13 protein-coding genes are annotated in these 15670 nt (G+C 73.4%); 8 read left to right on the top strand and 5 right to left on the bottom strand.

The annotated features are described in order from the left end of the window. Positions 1-152: 152 nt before the first annotated feature. Both WMF46_RS02635 and WMF46_RS02640 read right to left on the bottom strand, forming a co-directional pair. Positions 153-842 (bottom strand): glutathione S-transferase N-terminal domain-containing protein, encoded by a 690-nt coding sequence (locus tag WMF46_RS02635; RefSeq protein WP_437984142.1) that lies wholly within the window; start codon positions 840-842, stop codon positions 153-155. 168 nt (positions 843-1010) lie between these two features. Then, positions 1011-1901 carry a homocysteine S-methyltransferase family protein gene (locus WMF46_RS02640; RefSeq protein ID WP_437984143.1) on the bottom strand — a complete coding sequence of 297 codons (891 nt, stop codon included), beginning with the start codon at positions 1899-1901 and terminating at the stop codon, positions 1011-1013. 397 nt (positions 1902-2298) lie between these two features. On the opposite strand from WMF46_RS02640, the gene WMF46_RS02645 reads away from it, so the two are divergent. From WMF46_RS02645 to WMF46_RS02680, 8 genes are all read left to right on the top strand, one after another. Continuing rightward, complete coding sequence (locus WMF46_RS02645) at positions 2299-2919, top strand: hypothetical protein (RefSeq protein ID WP_437984144.1); 621 nt, start codon at positions 2299-2301, stop codon at positions 2917-2919. 119 nt (positions 2920-3038) lie between these two features. Next, positions 3039-4571, top strand: coding sequence for a S53 family peptidase (locus WMF46_RS02650; protein ID WP_437984145.1), 1533 nt, complete (start codon positions 3039-3041; stop codon positions 4569-4571). A gap of 23 nt (positions 4572-4594) precedes the next feature. Next, positions 4595-5524: a hypothetical protein gene (locus WMF46_RS02655; RefSeq protein WP_437984146.1), complete on the top strand. Its 930-nt coding sequence runs from the start codon at positions 4595-4597 to the stop codon at positions 5522-5524. A 133-nt stretch (positions 5525-5657) separates the two neighbouring features. Continuing rightward, a complete protein-coding gene (locus WMF46_RS02660; RefSeq protein ID WP_437984147.1) occupies positions 5658-7208 on the top strand; it encodes a L,D-transpeptidase in 1551 nt (516 codons plus the stop codon). Positions 7209-7415: 207 nt separating this feature from the next. Beyond that, entirely contained in the window at positions 7416-7763 is a 348-nt protein-coding gene (locus WMF46_RS02665; protein ID WP_437984148.1) for a hypothetical protein, read from the top strand. Further along, positions 7753-9234: a TolC family protein gene (locus tag WMF46_RS02670; RefSeq protein ID WP_437984149.1), complete on the top strand. Its 1482-nt coding sequence runs from the start codon at positions 7753-7755 to the stop codon at positions 9232-9234. Before WMF46_RS02665 ends, WMF46_RS02670 begins: the two co-directional genes overlap by 11 nt. A gap of 1 nt (position 9235) precedes the next feature. Further along, on the top strand, positions 9236-10570 hold the full coding sequence (locus WMF46_RS02675) for a multicopper oxidase family protein (protein WP_437984150.1): 1335 nt from the start codon (positions 9236-9238) through the stop codon (positions 10568-10570). Positions 10571-10811: 241 nt separating this feature from the next. Next, positions 10812-11414 (top strand): DUF2914 domain-containing protein, encoded by a 603-nt coding sequence (locus tag WMF46_RS02680; protein WP_437984151.1) that lies wholly within the window; start codon positions 10812-10814, stop codon positions 11412-11414. A gap of 44 nt (positions 11415-11458) precedes the next feature. Here WMF46_RS02680 and WMF46_RS02685 read toward each other — a convergent pair whose 3' ends face one another. From WMF46_RS02685 to WMF46_RS02695, 3 genes are all read right to left on the bottom strand, one after another. Then, on the bottom strand, positions 11459-12064 hold the full coding sequence (locus tag WMF46_RS02685; RefSeq protein WP_437984152.1) for a Uma2 family endonuclease: 606 nt from the start codon (positions 12062-12064) through the stop codon (positions 11459-11461). 86 nt (positions 12065-12150) lie between these two features. Further along, positions 12151-13488, bottom strand: coding sequence for a metallophosphoesterase (locus WMF46_RS02690; RefSeq protein ID WP_437984153.1), 1338 nt, complete (start codon positions 13486-13488; stop codon positions 12151-12153). A gap of 58 nt (positions 13489-13546) precedes the next feature. After that, positions 13547-15649, bottom strand: a complete 2103-nt coding sequence (locus WMF46_RS02695) for an alpha/beta hydrolase (RefSeq protein ID WP_437984154.1) — start codon at positions 15647-15649, stop codon at positions 13547-13549. Positions 15650-15670 lie beyond the last annotated feature (21 nt).

The raw sequence follows: 15670 nt of genomic DNA on the forward strand, positions 1-15670 counted from the left end.
GCGGCGCGCGTGGCGCGCTGGCACGCTGTACGGCTCGCTGGAGCTTGGTTTGTCCGCCCCGGTCGCAGTCCGTCAGCGAGGCGCCGCGCGCCCAGGGCGCACCACCGCGCAATCGCGGGGGGCGCGGCCCCTGCGCGTGCGGGACGGTCGGCTCACTCGGGCTTCTTCCCGAACAGCCACTTCTTCGCCTCGTCGTCGATGGGCTGGCTCGCGTTCCGCAGCTCATTTCCGACCGCGAGCCCGCGCTCGACGGCGGGCCTCGCGCGCACCGCATCGAGCCACCGCTTGAAGTTCGGGAGCTCGTCGGCCGACACCCCGTACCGCTCGTGCGGCATCGCCCAGGGATAGCTCGCCATGTCGGCAATCGAGTACTCGCCCGCCAGGAAAGGCCGGTCCGCGAGCCGCTTGTCCATCACGCCATAGAGCCGGCGTACCTCCTTGGTATAGCGCTCGATCGCATAGGGGATCTTCTCCGGCGCATAGTGATTGAAGTGGCCCGCCTGGCCGCTCATGGGGCCGAGGCCGCCCATCTGCCACATGAGCCACTGGGTCACCTCGTGACGACCGCGGACGTCCGAGGGAATGAACTTGCCCGTCTTCTCCGCGAGGTAGAGCAGGATCGCACCCGACTCGAACACGGAGATCGGCGCCCCGCCGCCCGGAGGGTCGTGATCGACGATGGCGGGCATCCGGTTGTTGGGGCTGATCGCGAGGAACTCCGGCTTGAACTGCTCGCCCCGCCCGATGTTGACCGGGACGAGCTTGTAGGGGAGGCCCGTCTCCTCGAGCATTATGCTGATCTTCCAGCCGTTCGGGGTGGGCCAGTAATAGAGATCGATCATCTTGCGCTCCGTGTCCGTGGGTCGTCGCCGATCGCGACGGCGTGCTGTCTCAGGCGATGGATCGTGTCTGCCGGGCGCCGCGCCGCTTCGCGCTGGCGCCGCCCGGCCCGTCGGACAATCGGTGGCACGTCGCCCCGTGGGGAGCAACCGGCGTTTGGGCGCGTCGCCTCACCGCGGCGATCCCGTCGGTTCGCGTGCGGGCCTCGCCCCGTCGACGAGCGCGCGCAGCGCCGCGATGTGCCCGGGCCCCGTCCCGCAGCACCCGCCCACGATCGTGGCGCCCGCCTCGAGCCAGCGGCGCGCGAGCTCCGCATAACGCGCGGCCGCTGAGCCGCGCTGGTCGACGCCAACGCCCCAGCCGAGCCCCTCGGCCTCCGCGCCCGCGTTCGCGTAGGCCCCGAACGGGACGCCGCACGCCGCGAGCCGCTCGATGTGCGCGAGCGTGCGAGTCGCAGGGGTGCAGTTGACGAGCACGGCCCTCGCGCCGCGAGAGGCCGCCTCCCGCGCGGCGAGCCCGATGTCCTCGGGCGAGAGCAGATCCGACCCCGGACCCGCCGTGAACGACACCCATGCTTCGACGCCCGTGGCGACCGCCTCCTCCAGCGCCACGAGCGCCTCGCCGACGTGCGGGAACGTCTCGCAGAGGAGGAGGTCGACGCCCGCACGCGCGAGCGCCTGCGCGAGCTCGCGGTGCTCCTGCCGCGCGTCGGCCGGGCTCAGGTCGGGCCGGTAGCAATCCTCGATCGGCGCGATGCTGCCGGCGACCCGGTGCCGTGGGCCCTCGCCGCGCACGGCCTCGCGCGCCAGCGAGACCGCGCGCGCTGTCAGCTCGGCCCAGGCGGCGCCCGCCTGCCTCCGCCTGGTGCGGAACGTGTTCGCCGTGTGCACCGTCGCGCCTGCGCGCGCGTAATCCCGATGGATCGCGCGGACCACATCGCGGCCGCGCGCATCGAGCAGGGCCGCGGCGCTCCAGAGCGGCGCCGGCGTCTCGACCCCGCGCGCGGCGAGCTCGGTCCCGAGCGGGCCGTCGAGGACCACGATGGCAGCCTCGGCGGACACAGCAGCTGAACCGAACGGCGATCTGGCCACGTCCTCCATGTAGGCTCCGGTATGTCCGCGGCCGGCTTCCACGGCAACCCCTGAGTCGGGTCATGGCCCGTCTGCGGCTCGGGGTAAGCGAGGCCCCGCACGGTGCACCGTCCCGACCACTGTGCGGTAGAAAGAACGATGGAATTGTCTTTCGCGCCGGGAAATTACTTGCCAGGTATGGGGTGCCTGCGGCACCGTTGAAATGAATTCATCTTCCCCTCATTCCACTCGACTCGCCGGAGTCGTGGCGTCCGACAAGCAAGCGATCGTTTGCAGGACCGACGCAGGACCGACATGGGGGAGCTCCCGCTGGCCGCGCGAGGCCAGGCGAGCGCCGTCAGTGAGCCCATAAGAAAGGAACGCCATCATGATTCGACAGTCCATCCGTTCTTCCAAATCGCTCGCTCTCAGTGTTGCGCTCGGCGTCATCGCAGTGGCCGGTTTCACCGGATGCGGCGCGTCGGAGGAGGCTCCCGTCGATGACGCGGCGGCGCACGAGCGGATCACCCAGGCGGAGGTCTCGAAGGCCCTCGAGACGAGCGAGTTCCTGAACCTCGACATGAGCCGAGACACGGTCTACGCCCTCGATTACTCGGGGGGGGCCATCGACTACGCGCGCATCAAGCTCTCCACCGGCAACGGCAAGGAGGTCTTGCTCTCGGAGCAGATGGCCGCCATCGAGCAGGCGGACTACGGCGACTACCCGGCGCCCGTCCTGACCGAGGCGTCGGACGATCGGTTCAGCATCTCCTCGGACGAGGCCGCCTTCGGGAAGCTGTCGGAGAGCGAGCTCGATCAGCTGAGGACCGACGGGTTCTTCTACACCGAGGAGCCCCCGGCGGGCCCCGGGGCGAAGCCGCAGAGCACCGACCCCGACTGCATCCACGCCTACTGCGAGGTATGTACCGACAACACGACCGGCGGGCGCCCCGAGACATGGAAGCCGGGGACCTACACCTGCTACCTCATCGAGCACGTGTGGTGCTGAGACGCGCCTGACGGACTCCTTCCCCCCTCGCTCGCAGGGCCTCGTTGATGCGTTCGCTCTCGGTTTGGTGCGTTGCGCTGCTCGCCCTCGGGGGCACAGCGTGCGGAAAAGACGGACCCGTGCTCCCGAGCGGCCTTCCCCGGCCGCTCGCGGGGATCTACATGGACTTCGGCGCGGCGCCGGAGGAGGACCGCTTCCGCGCGCTGATGGGGTTCCCGACCCGGGATGTCCCCGGGCTCGAGAGCGCGATCGAGGACATGTACGATCCCGGGAAGCCGGACACGTTCCGGAAGTACATGTCGGTCGAGACCTGGATGGAGCGCCACGCCCCGTCCGAGAGCGACGTGGCGGCCGTCGAAGACTGGCTCGTCAAGCAGGGGATGGAGATCCGGCGGCGGTCCAAGAACCGGCTCCTGCTCGAGTTCGCGGGCACGGTCGAGCAGTTCAATACCGCGTTTGACACCGAGCTCCGCGACTTCGAGCGCGAGAACCCCGCGGCCGGCGGCAAGCCGCTCCGCACGTTCGGCGCGCTCGATCCGCTCAGGCCGCCGCAGCGGATCATCGACCTCGCGTCGGGCGTCATCTCGGTCGAGATCCCCGCCGACACCGAGCCGCTCCCGGCCGAGGGGGGCTCGATCGAGGAGGAGCCACCGCCGGAGGTGGAGCAGGGGTACACGCCCGCGCAGATCGCGCGGGCCTATGGGGTCGAAGCGCTCCACACCGCCGGCCACAGCGGGCAGGGCGTGAAGCTCGGCGTCGTTGTCGGGGCGACGTTCAAGACCCGGGATCTCCAGTCGTTCTGGCGGTCGTTCGGCGTCTCGCGCAACAACCCCGAGGAAGTGGTCACCGCGGATCCGATCTCCACGCGTTATATCGAGAGCACGCTGGACATGCAGTGGTCGGGCGTGATGGCGCCCATGGCGGAGCTCATCGCGTACCAGGGACCGGACGCGCGCACCCACTCCATCCTTTATGCGTGGAACGAGGCGATCGCTGCCGGAGAGGTGTCGGTGCTCTCGACGTCGTTCGCGCACCGCGAGGAGACGGAGGCGCAGCCGATCCGCGAGCAATACAACGAGGCGGCGCGCATGGGCGCGGCGCTCGGGATGACGATCGTCGTCGCGAGCGGCGACTCGAGCAGGCCCGACGTGCCGTCGTCGAGCCCGTATGTGACGTGCGTCGGCGGGACGGTGCTCGAGATCGGCGACGGCGGCGAGGTCGCGCGCGAGGTGGCGTGGCGCGGCTCCGGCTCGGGCCGATCGCGCGCCTTTGATACGCCGTGGTGGCAGGAGAGCGTCGTGACGGACGCGCAGGGCACGCGCGCGGTCTCCGACGTCGCGCTGAGCGCGTCGTCGGACTTCCCGTACTGGCTCTACTTCCTGGGCGAGTGGGATCAGCGCGGCGGCACCTCGTTTGCGGCGCCTGTGTTCGCCGGGCTGATGGCGTCGGTGAACAGCCACCGGATCGCGCAGGGCAAGCCCGTCGCCGGGTGGCTGAACCGGGCGCTTTACACCGATGCGGGCGTGCAGGCCGCGTTCCGCGACATCGCCGAGGGCAAGACCCCCGAGGGGTTCAGCGCGGGGCCCGGCTGGGACTATCCGACCGGCTGGGGCGCTCCGCTCGCGGACAAGCTCGCGGAGGCGCTCCCGTAGGAAAGCGTCATCCTCTGGGTCGGATGGCGTTCCCTGTCACGTTCCTCTTCCTCTCGCTCGTGTCGCTGCCGCTCCTTGCGGCGGCGGCGCTCGGCTGTGACCGCTCAGGCCGCTCCGCCGGTCCGGCGCCCGCGCCGCCCAGCGTCGCGCTCGCCCCGGCGCGGGAACAGGCAGCGCGGGTCGCGGACGGCGGCGTGACGCCGGAGGCCGCGGACGGCGGCGCGACATCGGCGGCCGCCGCCGGGGACGCGGCGGCCGCAGCGCCGAGGGCCGCGCCGCTCCGCGCGGACGCGCCGTTCGTGGAGCTCCCTGTCGAGGGGTTTCCGAGCGCCGTGGTGTCGGTGCCGAACGGCGCCACCGCGCGGCGTCCCGTGCTCATCGCGTCGCACGGCAACTACGATCGGCCCGAGTGGCAGTGCCAGGTGTGGCGCGACATCGTGGGAGACGGCGTCTTCGTCCTGTGTCCGAGGGGCGTCGCGCGGCCCGATTCGCCGTCGGCGAGCGACGTCCGCTTCACGTACGAGAGCAACGCCCGCCTGGAGCAGGAGATCGACGCGGGGCTCGCGGCGCTGCGGGCGCGCTTTCCCGAGCACGTGGATCCCGGCGCGGTGCTCTATACAGGCTTCTCGCTGGGCGCGATCATGGGCTCTGCGATCGCCGCGCGCCGGGCGGCGCTCTTCCCGCGCCTCGTGCTGGTCGAAGGCGGACACGACAAGTGGACCCCGGCGACGGCCAAGGCGTTCGCGGACGGCGGCGGGCAGCGGGTCCTCTTCGTCTGCGCGCAGGCCGGGTGCGGCGGCGCCGCTGCGGCGGCCGCGGCGCGCCTGGAGAAAGCGGGGGTGCTCGCTCGCGTGGCGCGCAGCAAGGAGGCGGGCCACCGGTACGACGGGCCTGTGGCCGAAGAGACCCGAAGAGCGCTTGATTGGCTGATCGACGGCGACCCGCGCTGGTAAACGCCGCTCGGCGACGCGAGGGGGAGCGCGCGCGATGAACTGCCGTGGCTGCTCGGTCGGGTCGAGACGTCGCGCCGCGCGGGCGGTCTGGTCGGCGGGCGGCCTCTGAGCTAGACGAGTCCCGTTGCTCGTCATGGCTTGCTCTTTCCCGGATGCGCGCGCGCGTCGCCGCGGTGGTCTGGATCGGCTGCGGCGCGCATCGGCGCTCGCTGCGTCGGCGCTCGTGGCGGCCTGCGGCCCGGGCGAGGAGCCGCCGGGGCGCTCGGCCGCCGCGCAGCCGGCGCTCGCCGCCGCGGGCGTCGTGGAGCCGCTGGACGGCGGCGCGGATGTCGAGGCCGCGCCCGCGGCGTCCAGGGAGGCGCTGCGGCCCGGGCGCGGCGACAAGCTCGCGAGCATCGCCATGCGCACGTTCGTGTACGCCGCGCCCGAGCGCGGCGCGCGCAAGCTCGGTTACCTCCGGGCCGGCGCGCTCGTCGAGCGCGCGGCGGCGCCGTCGGGCGACGCGGGGTGCGCCGGCGGGTGGTACGCCATCCATCCCCGCGGCTTCGTGTGCGTCGGCAAGGGCGCCTCGCTCGACCTGGACCACGACATCGTCGCCGCGACGCCGGCCGGCCCGCGCCGTGGCGAGCCGTATCCGTACCGGTACGTCGTGTCGCGGAAGCCGCCGCCGCACCTCTATGTCCACCTCCCCAGCGAGGCCGAGCAGCGGCGCGTCGAGGGGCGCTCGCGCGCCCAGGGCACGCCCGCGTGGTCCCGCCGCGACGAGGCGCTCCTGGGCGAGCCGGAGCCGCTCACGCCCTTCTTCGCGAGCCGCCGCGACCTGCCCAAGCCGGTAGGCGCTGCCGAGAAGGTCCGCTTCCCCGCGCACCGCGGGCGCGCGCGGGCCGACTCGGCCTTCGGCTTGATCTCCACCTTCGCGTGGACAGGGCGGCGCTTCGGCCTGACGACCGAGCTCGACCTCATCCCGATCGATCGCACCTCGGCCGTCGCCCCCACGGCGATGCGCGGCGTGGAGGTGAAGAGCGAGGGGACCCCCGCGTTCGTCATGCACCACGGGGTGCGCACGCTGAAGCCGGACGCCTCGGGCGAGCTCAGGCCGGACGGCTGGGCGGCGCACCGCTCCGGCTGGGTGCTCACCGGCAAGACGGCCGCCGGCGGCGCCTATGCGGAGACCGACGCGGGCGTGTGGATCCCCGCGTCCGCGCTGCGGGTCGCGCGGCTGGGCCGCGATTTCTGGGGGCACGCGGCGCGCGGAAGGAAGTGGATCGACATCTCCATCGAGCTCCAGACGCTGGTCGCCTACGAGGGCGAGCGCCCGGTCTTCGCGACCCTCGTCTCGACGGGCAAGGGCGAGCTCGGCGATCCCGCGACCACCAGCGCCACCGTGCAGGGCACGTTCTTCATCCGCGAGAAGCACGTCACGGCGACGATGGACGGCGACGAGCTCAGCGAGTCGTCCGTCGACCTGCGGGACGTGCCCTATGTCCAGTACTTCCACAACAGCTATGCGCTGCACGGCGTCTACTGGCACGACGCGTTCGGCAAGGTGCGGAGCAGCGGCTGCGTGAACCTCGCGCCCGCCGACGCGGCGTGGCTGTTCGCGTGGACCGATCCCCCCGTCCCCGAGGGCTGGCACGCCGCGTTCAACGACAAGGGCGGGACGCTCGTGTACATCCACGCCTGACCGCGCGCGGCCGGGAGCGGCGACGTGTAATACCGCCGGGCCGCGCGCGTCGGCCATGCATGCAACCCGGGACGACGCTGCTCGCGATCCAACTTCCTGCGCTGAGCTCTGGAGCGCTCGAGCTCAAATGCGGCATGAAGCCGCCGCGGGGCGCCGTCGCCCTCGGGCCCCGCACGTGATCGCACTCGCCACGCTGGAGCGGCTTCCATGAAATCACCTCACCTCGCCGGCCTGAACGCCCTGCTGATGCTCGTCGCTGCGCTCGCCGGCTGCGCGCCGCGCAGCCTTCCCGCGAGCTTCCCCGCGTCCTCTGCTGCCTCACCGCAGGCCGCGGAAGCTCCCTCGCCGCGGATCGGCGTCGCCCTCTCGGAGGAGCCTCCGCTGCCCGGCGAGCCCGCCGCGGGCTGGGTCGGGCTCGAGCCGGCGGGGGCCGCGGGCGCCGGCGCCGACCCTCACCAGCACCACCACCACCATCATCACGGCCCGGCGCCGGCGAGGCCGCCGGAGGGCGGCCCGGCGGCTGCCACGCCCGAGGAGCCCGTCCATGCGCACTGAACGCCGGCGAGCCCGCGCGCGCGCCTCGCGCCTCCTGCCGCTCGTGGCGGGCCTCGTGCTCTCCTCGGCGGCCGCGGCCGGCTGCGCCGCCCCGTCGTCGACCGCCGACATGGCGCGGATCCGCGAGCTCTCCCGCCTCGAGCTCCCGCCGAGCGCGGCGTCGGAGGAGGTCGATCCGGCGCCGGCCGAGGGCGCGCGCGCCCTCGGCCAGGCGCCGCGGCAGCCGCTCACCGCGGACGCCGCGGTGCGGATCGCGCTGCTCAACAACCGCGAGCTGCGCGCCGTGCTGAAGGAGGTCGGCGTCGCGCGGGGCAACCTCGAGCAGGCGGGCAAGCTGCCGAACCCGGAGATCGCGATCGGGGTCACGCCGCAGCAGGAGGGGGTCGAGCACGCGCACCTCGAGCTCGAGGTCGAGATCGACCTCACGTCGGCGCTCCTCTCGCCGCTCCACGCGAGGGCGGCGCGCTCGGAGCACGAGGCCGCGCGCTACCGCGCCGCGGGCGCGGTCGTCGATCTCGGCTACCAGGTGCGCGCCGCGTTCTACGCCGCGCAGGCGGCGGAGCAGCGCCTCGGCATCGCGAACCGCGCGCTCGACGCGTTCGCCGCGGCCCGCGACGCCGCCCGCGCGCTCTTCGAGGCGGGAAACGTCCCGGAGCTCGACGTGGCGACGCAGGAGGCGGGTTACGAGGAGGCCCGCGTCACGGCCGCGCAGATGGAGCTGGAGCTCCTCTCGCAGCGCGAGCGGCTCACCCGGCTGCTCGGCCTCTCCGGCGCGGCGACCTCCTGGACGATCGCCGGCGCGGTCCCCGCGGCGCCCGAGGCGCTCGCGACGCCGCCGCGCGCGGAGTCGCTGGCCTTGCGGGCGAGCCTCGAGCTCGCGGAGCTGCGCAGCCGGCTCGAGGCGGCGGCGGGGCGCGCCGGGGCCTTGCGCGCCGAGGGCTGGGTGCCGGACGTGGCGATCGGCGTGCACGGCGAGCGGGAGCTCGGCGCGAGCGGCGAGGCGCACGAGCACCCGTGGGTCCTCGGCGCCGGGGTCCGCCTCTCGCTCCCGCTCTTCGATCGGCGTCAGGGGGCCGAGGCCGCGCAGGCGGCGGAGTTCGACGGCCTGCTCGAGCGCTACCACGGGCGCGCCGTCGACGTCCGCTCGGCGGTCCGCGAGGCGCAGAGCAGGCTCCTGTTCGCGCACGCGCGCGCGCGGCACTACGCGCGCGTGATCCTCCCGGCGCGCAAGCGGGTGCTGGAGCAGACGTTGCTCCAGTACAACGCGATGCAGGTCGGGGTCTTCCAGCTGCTCTCGGCGCGCCGGGAGCAGCTCGACGCCGAGCTCGCGGCGGTCGAGGCGCTGCGCGAGCACTGGACGGCGAAGGCTGCGTTCGACGCGCTCCTGGCAGGGCGCCGCGTCGAGGCCGCGGGGGCGGGAGCTCCCGCCGCGATGCCGAGGGCCTCGGCCACCGGCGAAGGAGGGCATTGACATGGACCGACGTGCTTTCATCCACGCGGGCGGTCTGGCCGCCGGCGCCGCCATCCTCACGCAAGGGCTCGCCCATGCGCAGCAGCGCCCTGGCGCGCCGCCCGCCGCGGGCACCGCGACGCCTCCGTCTCGCCGGACCGCGGCGCCCGGGGGGCAACCCGCCGTGGTGACGCCGAACGGCAGCACGCTCCCGCTGCGCGTGGTGGACGGCGTGAAGGTCGGCCACCTCGTCGCCGGCCCCCTCGAGCACGAGATCGCCCCCGGCCTGAAGAGCGAGGTGTGGGGCTACAACGGGAGCACGCCCGGCCCGACCATCGAGGCGGTCGAGGGCGATCGACTGCGCATCTACGTGACGAACTCCCTGCCGGAGGCCACCACGGTCCACTGGCACGGCCTCGTGCTGCCGAATGGCATGGATGGAGTCGCCGGGCTCACCCAGCGCCCGATCGAGCCCGGCGAGACGTATGTTTACGAGTTCGTCGTGCGGTATCCGGGGACGTACATGTACCACTCGCATTTCGACGAGATGACCCAGATCGCGCTGGGCGCGGTGGGGATGTTCGTCGTGCACCCGAGGAGGCCCAGGGGGCCGCGCGTGGACCGGGATTTCGTGCTGATGACGCACGAGTGGAAGATCAACGCGGGGGCGCGCCGGCCCGACCCGAACGCGATGAGCGACTTCAATGTCCTCACGTTCAACGGCAAGGCGTTCCCCGCGACGGCGCCGCTCGTCGTCGGCCGCGGCGAGCGCGTGCGCGTGCGCCTCGGGAACCTCGGCCCGATGGATCACCACCCGATCCACCTGCACGGCCTGTCGTTCCAGGTCACGGCGACGGACGGCGGGTTTGTCCCCGAGTCGGCCCAGTACCCCGAGACGACGGTCCTGGTCCCGGTCGGCAGCACGCGGGTCATCGAGTTCGTCCCCGAGGAGCCGGGCGACTGGGCGATGCACTGCCACATGACGCATCACACGATGATGCAGATGGGCCATGGCCTGCCGAACATGGTCGGCGCCGAGACCCGCGCGCTCGATCGGCGGATGAGCCGCGTGATGCCCGGCTACATGACGATGGGGACCACGGGGATGGGCGGCATGGGCGAGATGCCCATGCCGATCCCCGCGAACAGCCTGCCGATGCGCGGCGGGGCCGGGCCGTTCTCGTACATCGACATGGGGGGAATGTTCACCGTCCTCAAGGTCCGCGACGATCCGGACAAGGCGGATCCGGCCGGGTGGTATGTGCACCCGGCCGGCACCGTGGCCGGGCCGGCGAGCGCCGAGCGGATGCGGGCGGACGGGATTGACCCCGCTTCTGGAGGGAAGCCGGGCGGGTGAACCTCTCGACGTGAGCGAGAACTCGCGGTCGGCATCTCGTCCGCGCGTCGACTCGAGGAGGCCGGGGGCTCGGGTCGATCGCGGCGGCGCGGGTCGGCCGTCTCGACGGACACACGGGGCGCGGCCGAGCGACCACAGGTCAGCCAAAATCTTCAGTGATTTCAATGAGCCAGAAGCGGTCCACGCCTTGCCATATCCGGTGGCGAGGCCGGGACGCCCCGGATTGCGGAGGAGTGCTTCGATGGCAATGAAGATGGCTCGACGGATGACGTTTCTGGCGCTTTGCACGGTCTGGCTCGCCGGCTGCGGCGAGCGTCACGACGCGCGGCCTCCGGCGCCGGCCGCTGCCGCGTGCCCCGCGGCGACGCAGTGCCCCGAGCCTGCTGCCGCCACGGCGGCGGCGCCCGCAGGCCTGCCGGCCGCGACGGTGACGGCGCCCGCGCCGGACGCGAATGTCGTGGCGGACAAGGGGAGCCGTGAGGCCAAGGAGAAGGGGAGGGGGGCGGCGGAGCTGAAGGTGAAGCGGCTGGTGATCGCGGAGGGGGTGAAGGACCGCGAGCCGGTGGCGCCGGGGACGACGTTCCACGCGCCGGAGACCCCGCGGCTCTATGCGTACCTGGAGGTCGAGAACCGGAGCGACGTGGAGGGCGAGGTGACGGTGGCGTTCGTCCCGCCGGGCGGCGGGGAGCCGGTCGGGAACGTGACGCTCGGGGTCGGGCCGTCGCCGCGGTGGCGGACGTGGGCGTTCACGCGCGGGGCGCGGAAGGCGGGGGAGTGGACGGCGGTCGTGCGGTCGGAGACGGGCGAAGAGCTCGCGCGCGCGCCGTTCGAGGTGACGCTGTAGCCGAGGGGGGCTGGCCCCGGGAGACGCCGGTCGCCCTCAGCGCGTCAGGGCGCGTCCTTCGGCGCTTCTCCCATCGCATCCCGTTCGAAGACGTCCAGGTACACCCGGTCGACGTCGAGCGCGCCGCCGAGGGACGACAGCTCTGCTTGCTCGCCCGGGCCGTGGATCCGGAGCAGCCAGCTGCCGTCTGGCTGCCGCGTGAACACCTCGATTCGCGGCGCCTTCTGCGATGCGAGCACGTACTCCTCGAGCGACGGTAGCGTCCGGTACTGGGCGAACTTGTCCCCGCGATCATAGGCCTCGCTGGAGTCGGAGAGCACCTCGAGGAGGACGCGTGGGTTCAGGAGCGTGTCGCGTTGCTCGTCTTCGAACTCGGGACGCGCGCAAACGACGGCGCCGTCGGGGTACACGTAGCGGCGCGTGGCGGCGATCTTGATGCGCATGTCGGAGGTGAGCACCCGGCACCCCCGACCGCGGAGCGCGTTGCGCAGCTCCCCGAGGATGTTCGCGGCGATCGCGCTGTGCTCCAGCGTGCCGCCCGCCATGGCGAAGAGCTCACCGTCCGCGTATTCGTGACGAAGCGGCGACGAACGCTCGAAGTCCAGGTATTCCTGCGGCGAAAGGCCGGTGCGGACCGCGGCTTGTGCCATGTCCCGCAGTTTCACCCGGGAGACGGAGCGCGTCCACCGGGCGAGAGCTCCGCGGGCGCAAGGGGGTGGGGACCCTTCCTGCGGCGTCACGCGGGCACGAGCTCGACGAGCGTGATCTCCGGTGGACAGTTGATGCGGACCGGCAGCCAGCCCCCGGCGCCGGCGTTGACGTGGAGGCGCCGGCCGCCGTGCTCGTAATGCCCGTTGTGGTAGAGCCCGGCGGGCAACATCGGCGTGAGCGCGTAATCGCCGATCCGGCCGAGCGAGATCTGCCCGCCGTGCGTGTGGCCGGACAGCATCAGATCGAACGGCAGCTCGCGCGCGGTTCGGAACGTGCCCGGGTGGTGGCTGAGGAGGACGCGCGGCGCGCCGTCGTCCCGCATCTGGCCGAGCGCTCGATCGAGTCCGTCGCGCGTCGGGCGCCGGGCGGGCTCTCCTGGGCGCGCGCGGCTCGGGTAGTCGATGGCGCCCATCCACAGGCGATTACCGCCAATGCGGACCTCCCGCGCCTCGTCGACGAGCACCTGGGCGCCCGCTTCCTCGAGGCCCTTCACGATCGTCCCGACGCTGGCCGAGCGGGCGGCGATGTACTCGTGGTTGCCCATGCAGAAGAAGAGCTGCCCTCGGGCGGGGCGCAGCCCCCGGAGCAGCCGCGCGGACAGCTCGAGCTGCGACACGTGGTGATCGAGCAGATCGCCGGTGACGACGTGGATGTCCGCGCGGAGCGCGTTCATGGCGTCGCGGAGCTCGTCGAGCCGCTCGGCGTCCATGAAGCTGCCGACGTGCACGTCGCTGAGCTGCGCGATGGTGACGCCGTGCAGGCTCGTCAGCTCGCGGCGCACCGGCAGCGCGAGCCTCACGACGGCCGGACGCTGTCGCGACGCGAGCACGCCGCCCATCGACACCGCGACCGCCGCCGCGGGCAGCGCCCATGTCGCGCCGACGACGAGGCGGCGGCGGCGCTCGTCGATGGCCTCCGGCCGGGCCTCGACCTCCGCAGGCACGCGGATGTCCCGAGCGGCCGAATCGGCCTGAGCGCCGGCGCTGGCCTGCGCGTTCGTCGCAGTCTGGACGTCAGTTGAAGGCCCGGCGTTTCGGGGCGGCTGGAGCCGTCGGAGCGCCCGGACGGCCGCACTCGCGAGCGTGACGAGCCCAAGGAGCAACCCGTAGAGGAGCAGGCCCACCTGCGCGCCCATGGCGATCAGCGCCAGCGGCTCCGGCGCGTGACGCTGGAGCGCGCGCAGCCCCGAGAAGCTCGCCGCGGCCATGAGCAGCGCCGGGAGCGCGGCCAGCAGCAGGCCCGCAGCGCAGAGGCCGCTGATCAGCGCTGCATGCCGAGGGAACGCCGCGCGGAGCCGCCGCCAGAGGATCAGGCCGAGGAGGCCGTTGACGAGCGTGACGACGAGGCCGCCGAGCTGGTACACGCCACGGAAAGTAGCATCGCGTCGATCGCGCGTCCGGCCGCGGCCCCGCCGGCTGCGCCTAGGAGCCAGTTGCTCCGTCAGGCACCTCGGCGCTGACCGGGATCTCACGTGCTTCGAGCCCCTCGAGCGACGCCTTGCCCGAGAGCGCGTCGAGGTCGCCGCGCGCGTCCCGGAGGTAGCCATTGAAGAACGCGGCGAGGTAGCCCATCGCGATCGCCTGCTGCTCGCGCCGCGAGAGCCCGGCGCGGCCGTCGAGCGGCTCGGCGAGGCCGAGCGACGTGGTGTAGCCGAAGTGGTTCGCGCCGGGCAGGGTCACGAGGTGCTTCGGAGCGCGCGCGCGGTCGTAGAGCGCCGCCGGGACCGCGGCGGCGATGGGGTCCGCGGTGCCGCGGACGACGAGCGCCGGCCGAGGCGCGAGCGCGTCGATGGACAGCGCGCGCTCGGGGGCGCCCGCCGGCGCGAGGAGCGCGAGGGCGCGGACGTCGAACGGGCAAGCGGCGTCGAGCGCGAGCGCGAGCGCCGCCTGCGCGCCGAGCCCGTGGCCGAGCAAGCCCACCCGAGCGAAGTCGGCCAGGAGCGGGCCCCGGGAGCCGGCCCGGAGGTGCGTGAGCGCGTCCCGGAGCACCGCGGCGCGGCGCAGCGGCGCGTCGTCGGGCGTGAGCCACGAGAGATCGGGCGCGACGACGACGAAGCCCCAGCGCGCGAGGTGCGCCATCACGCCGGCGAGCTGGCGGTAGTCCTGGGCAAGGCCCGCGGGCGACCCGGCGGTGGCCGCGCTCGTGGCGAGGCGCCGCTCGTGGGCGATCGCGATGACCGGGAACGGGCCTCCCGACGAGATCGGCGCCTCCTCGCCGTCCGCGGACGCGGGGTAGTAGAGCAGCGCGGCGCTCCGCGCGGGGCACCGGTAGAGCGCGCCCTGGAACGGCCACGTGTCGGGGTAGCAGGCGTCCGCCGACAGCGAGAGGGCGCCGATGCGCCGGAACCCCGCCCGGTGCGGCCCGGCGCGCAGCCGCGGCGAAGCGCCGGTGGGGAGCGGCGCAGGCGGAGGCGAGCTCGTCGAGGGGGGCGGGCGAGAGGTGGTCGCTGCAGGCGGGCGAGAGGTGGTCGCAGCAGGCGGGCGATTCGTCGTGGCGGCGGGGGGGCGAGAGGTGGTCGCAGCAGGCGGGCGATTCGTCGTGGTGGCAGGCGGAGGGAGCGTCGCCGGAGAGGGGACGTCCGCCGGTGAAGGGGACGCGTTGCCGACGATCGCGCGCTGCGACCAGACCGCGCCGTCGCGCGTCGCGTGGACGATCCGCCCTTCGGCGCGCACGGCGAGCTCGATTCGCCCGAGCGGCCAGCTCTCGATCACCGATACCGCGTCGCACCGGCCCAGATCGGTGGCGAACACCGTCGGACCGCGGAAGCGGGCGCCGTCGTCACGGCTCCACCGCGCGAGCCCCACGCGCGCGAGCGGCGAGAACAGCTCGAGCGTCCCAGGTCCGCCGATCGTGCTCCGGACGAGCGCCGGTGCCCCGCGGACCCCGGAGACCACCTCCTCCGGGCCGTGCCACGCAGCCCCGGACCCGGGAGAGCGCCGGAACATCACCAGGCGATCGCCGACGCGCGCGACGACCTCGAGGTCGCCGGGCGCGTGGGGTCCGTGCGGCGCGCCGGCCACGCGCTGGATCATCGCGACCGCCTCGAATCGACCGAGCCCCTCGCCGAAGATCAGCGGGCCGCGCCAGCCGAGCTCCGCGGTGTCGTTGTCGCGGTGGTAGTGCGCGATCCCGCCGCGCGCGTGGGGCACCACGAGCTCGAAGTTGCCTTTGCCCCCGAAGCCGCCCTGGATCAGGGCGGGGTCGCCGGCCGCGCCCTCCGCGAAGAAGCGCGGCTCGCTCCACGACGGCTCGCTCGATGGCGCGCACCAGAACGCGGCCAGCCGATCCCCGAGGCGCGCCACCGCCTCGAGGTGGCCTGGATCGCCGAAGTTGCTCTGGATGAGCGACACCGCCTCGACCGGGCCGAGGCCGCTGGCGAACGTCGCCACGTGACGCCATGGCCCGGAGGCCTCCTCGCGGCGGTGGTGCTCGACGCCGAACGGCGTGTCGGCGGCGGGCAAGACGAGCTCGAGCGTGCCGCGGGAGGCACATTGCAGGAAGAAGCCGCTGGTCGTGGTGGGCATGGCGCTGACGGCGTCCAATTT

It is taken from the genome of Sorangium sp. So ce117 (assembly GCF_051524395.1).
Lineage (GTDB): Bacteria > Myxococcota_A > Polyangia > Polyangiales > Polyangiaceae > Sorangium > Sorangium cellulosum_B.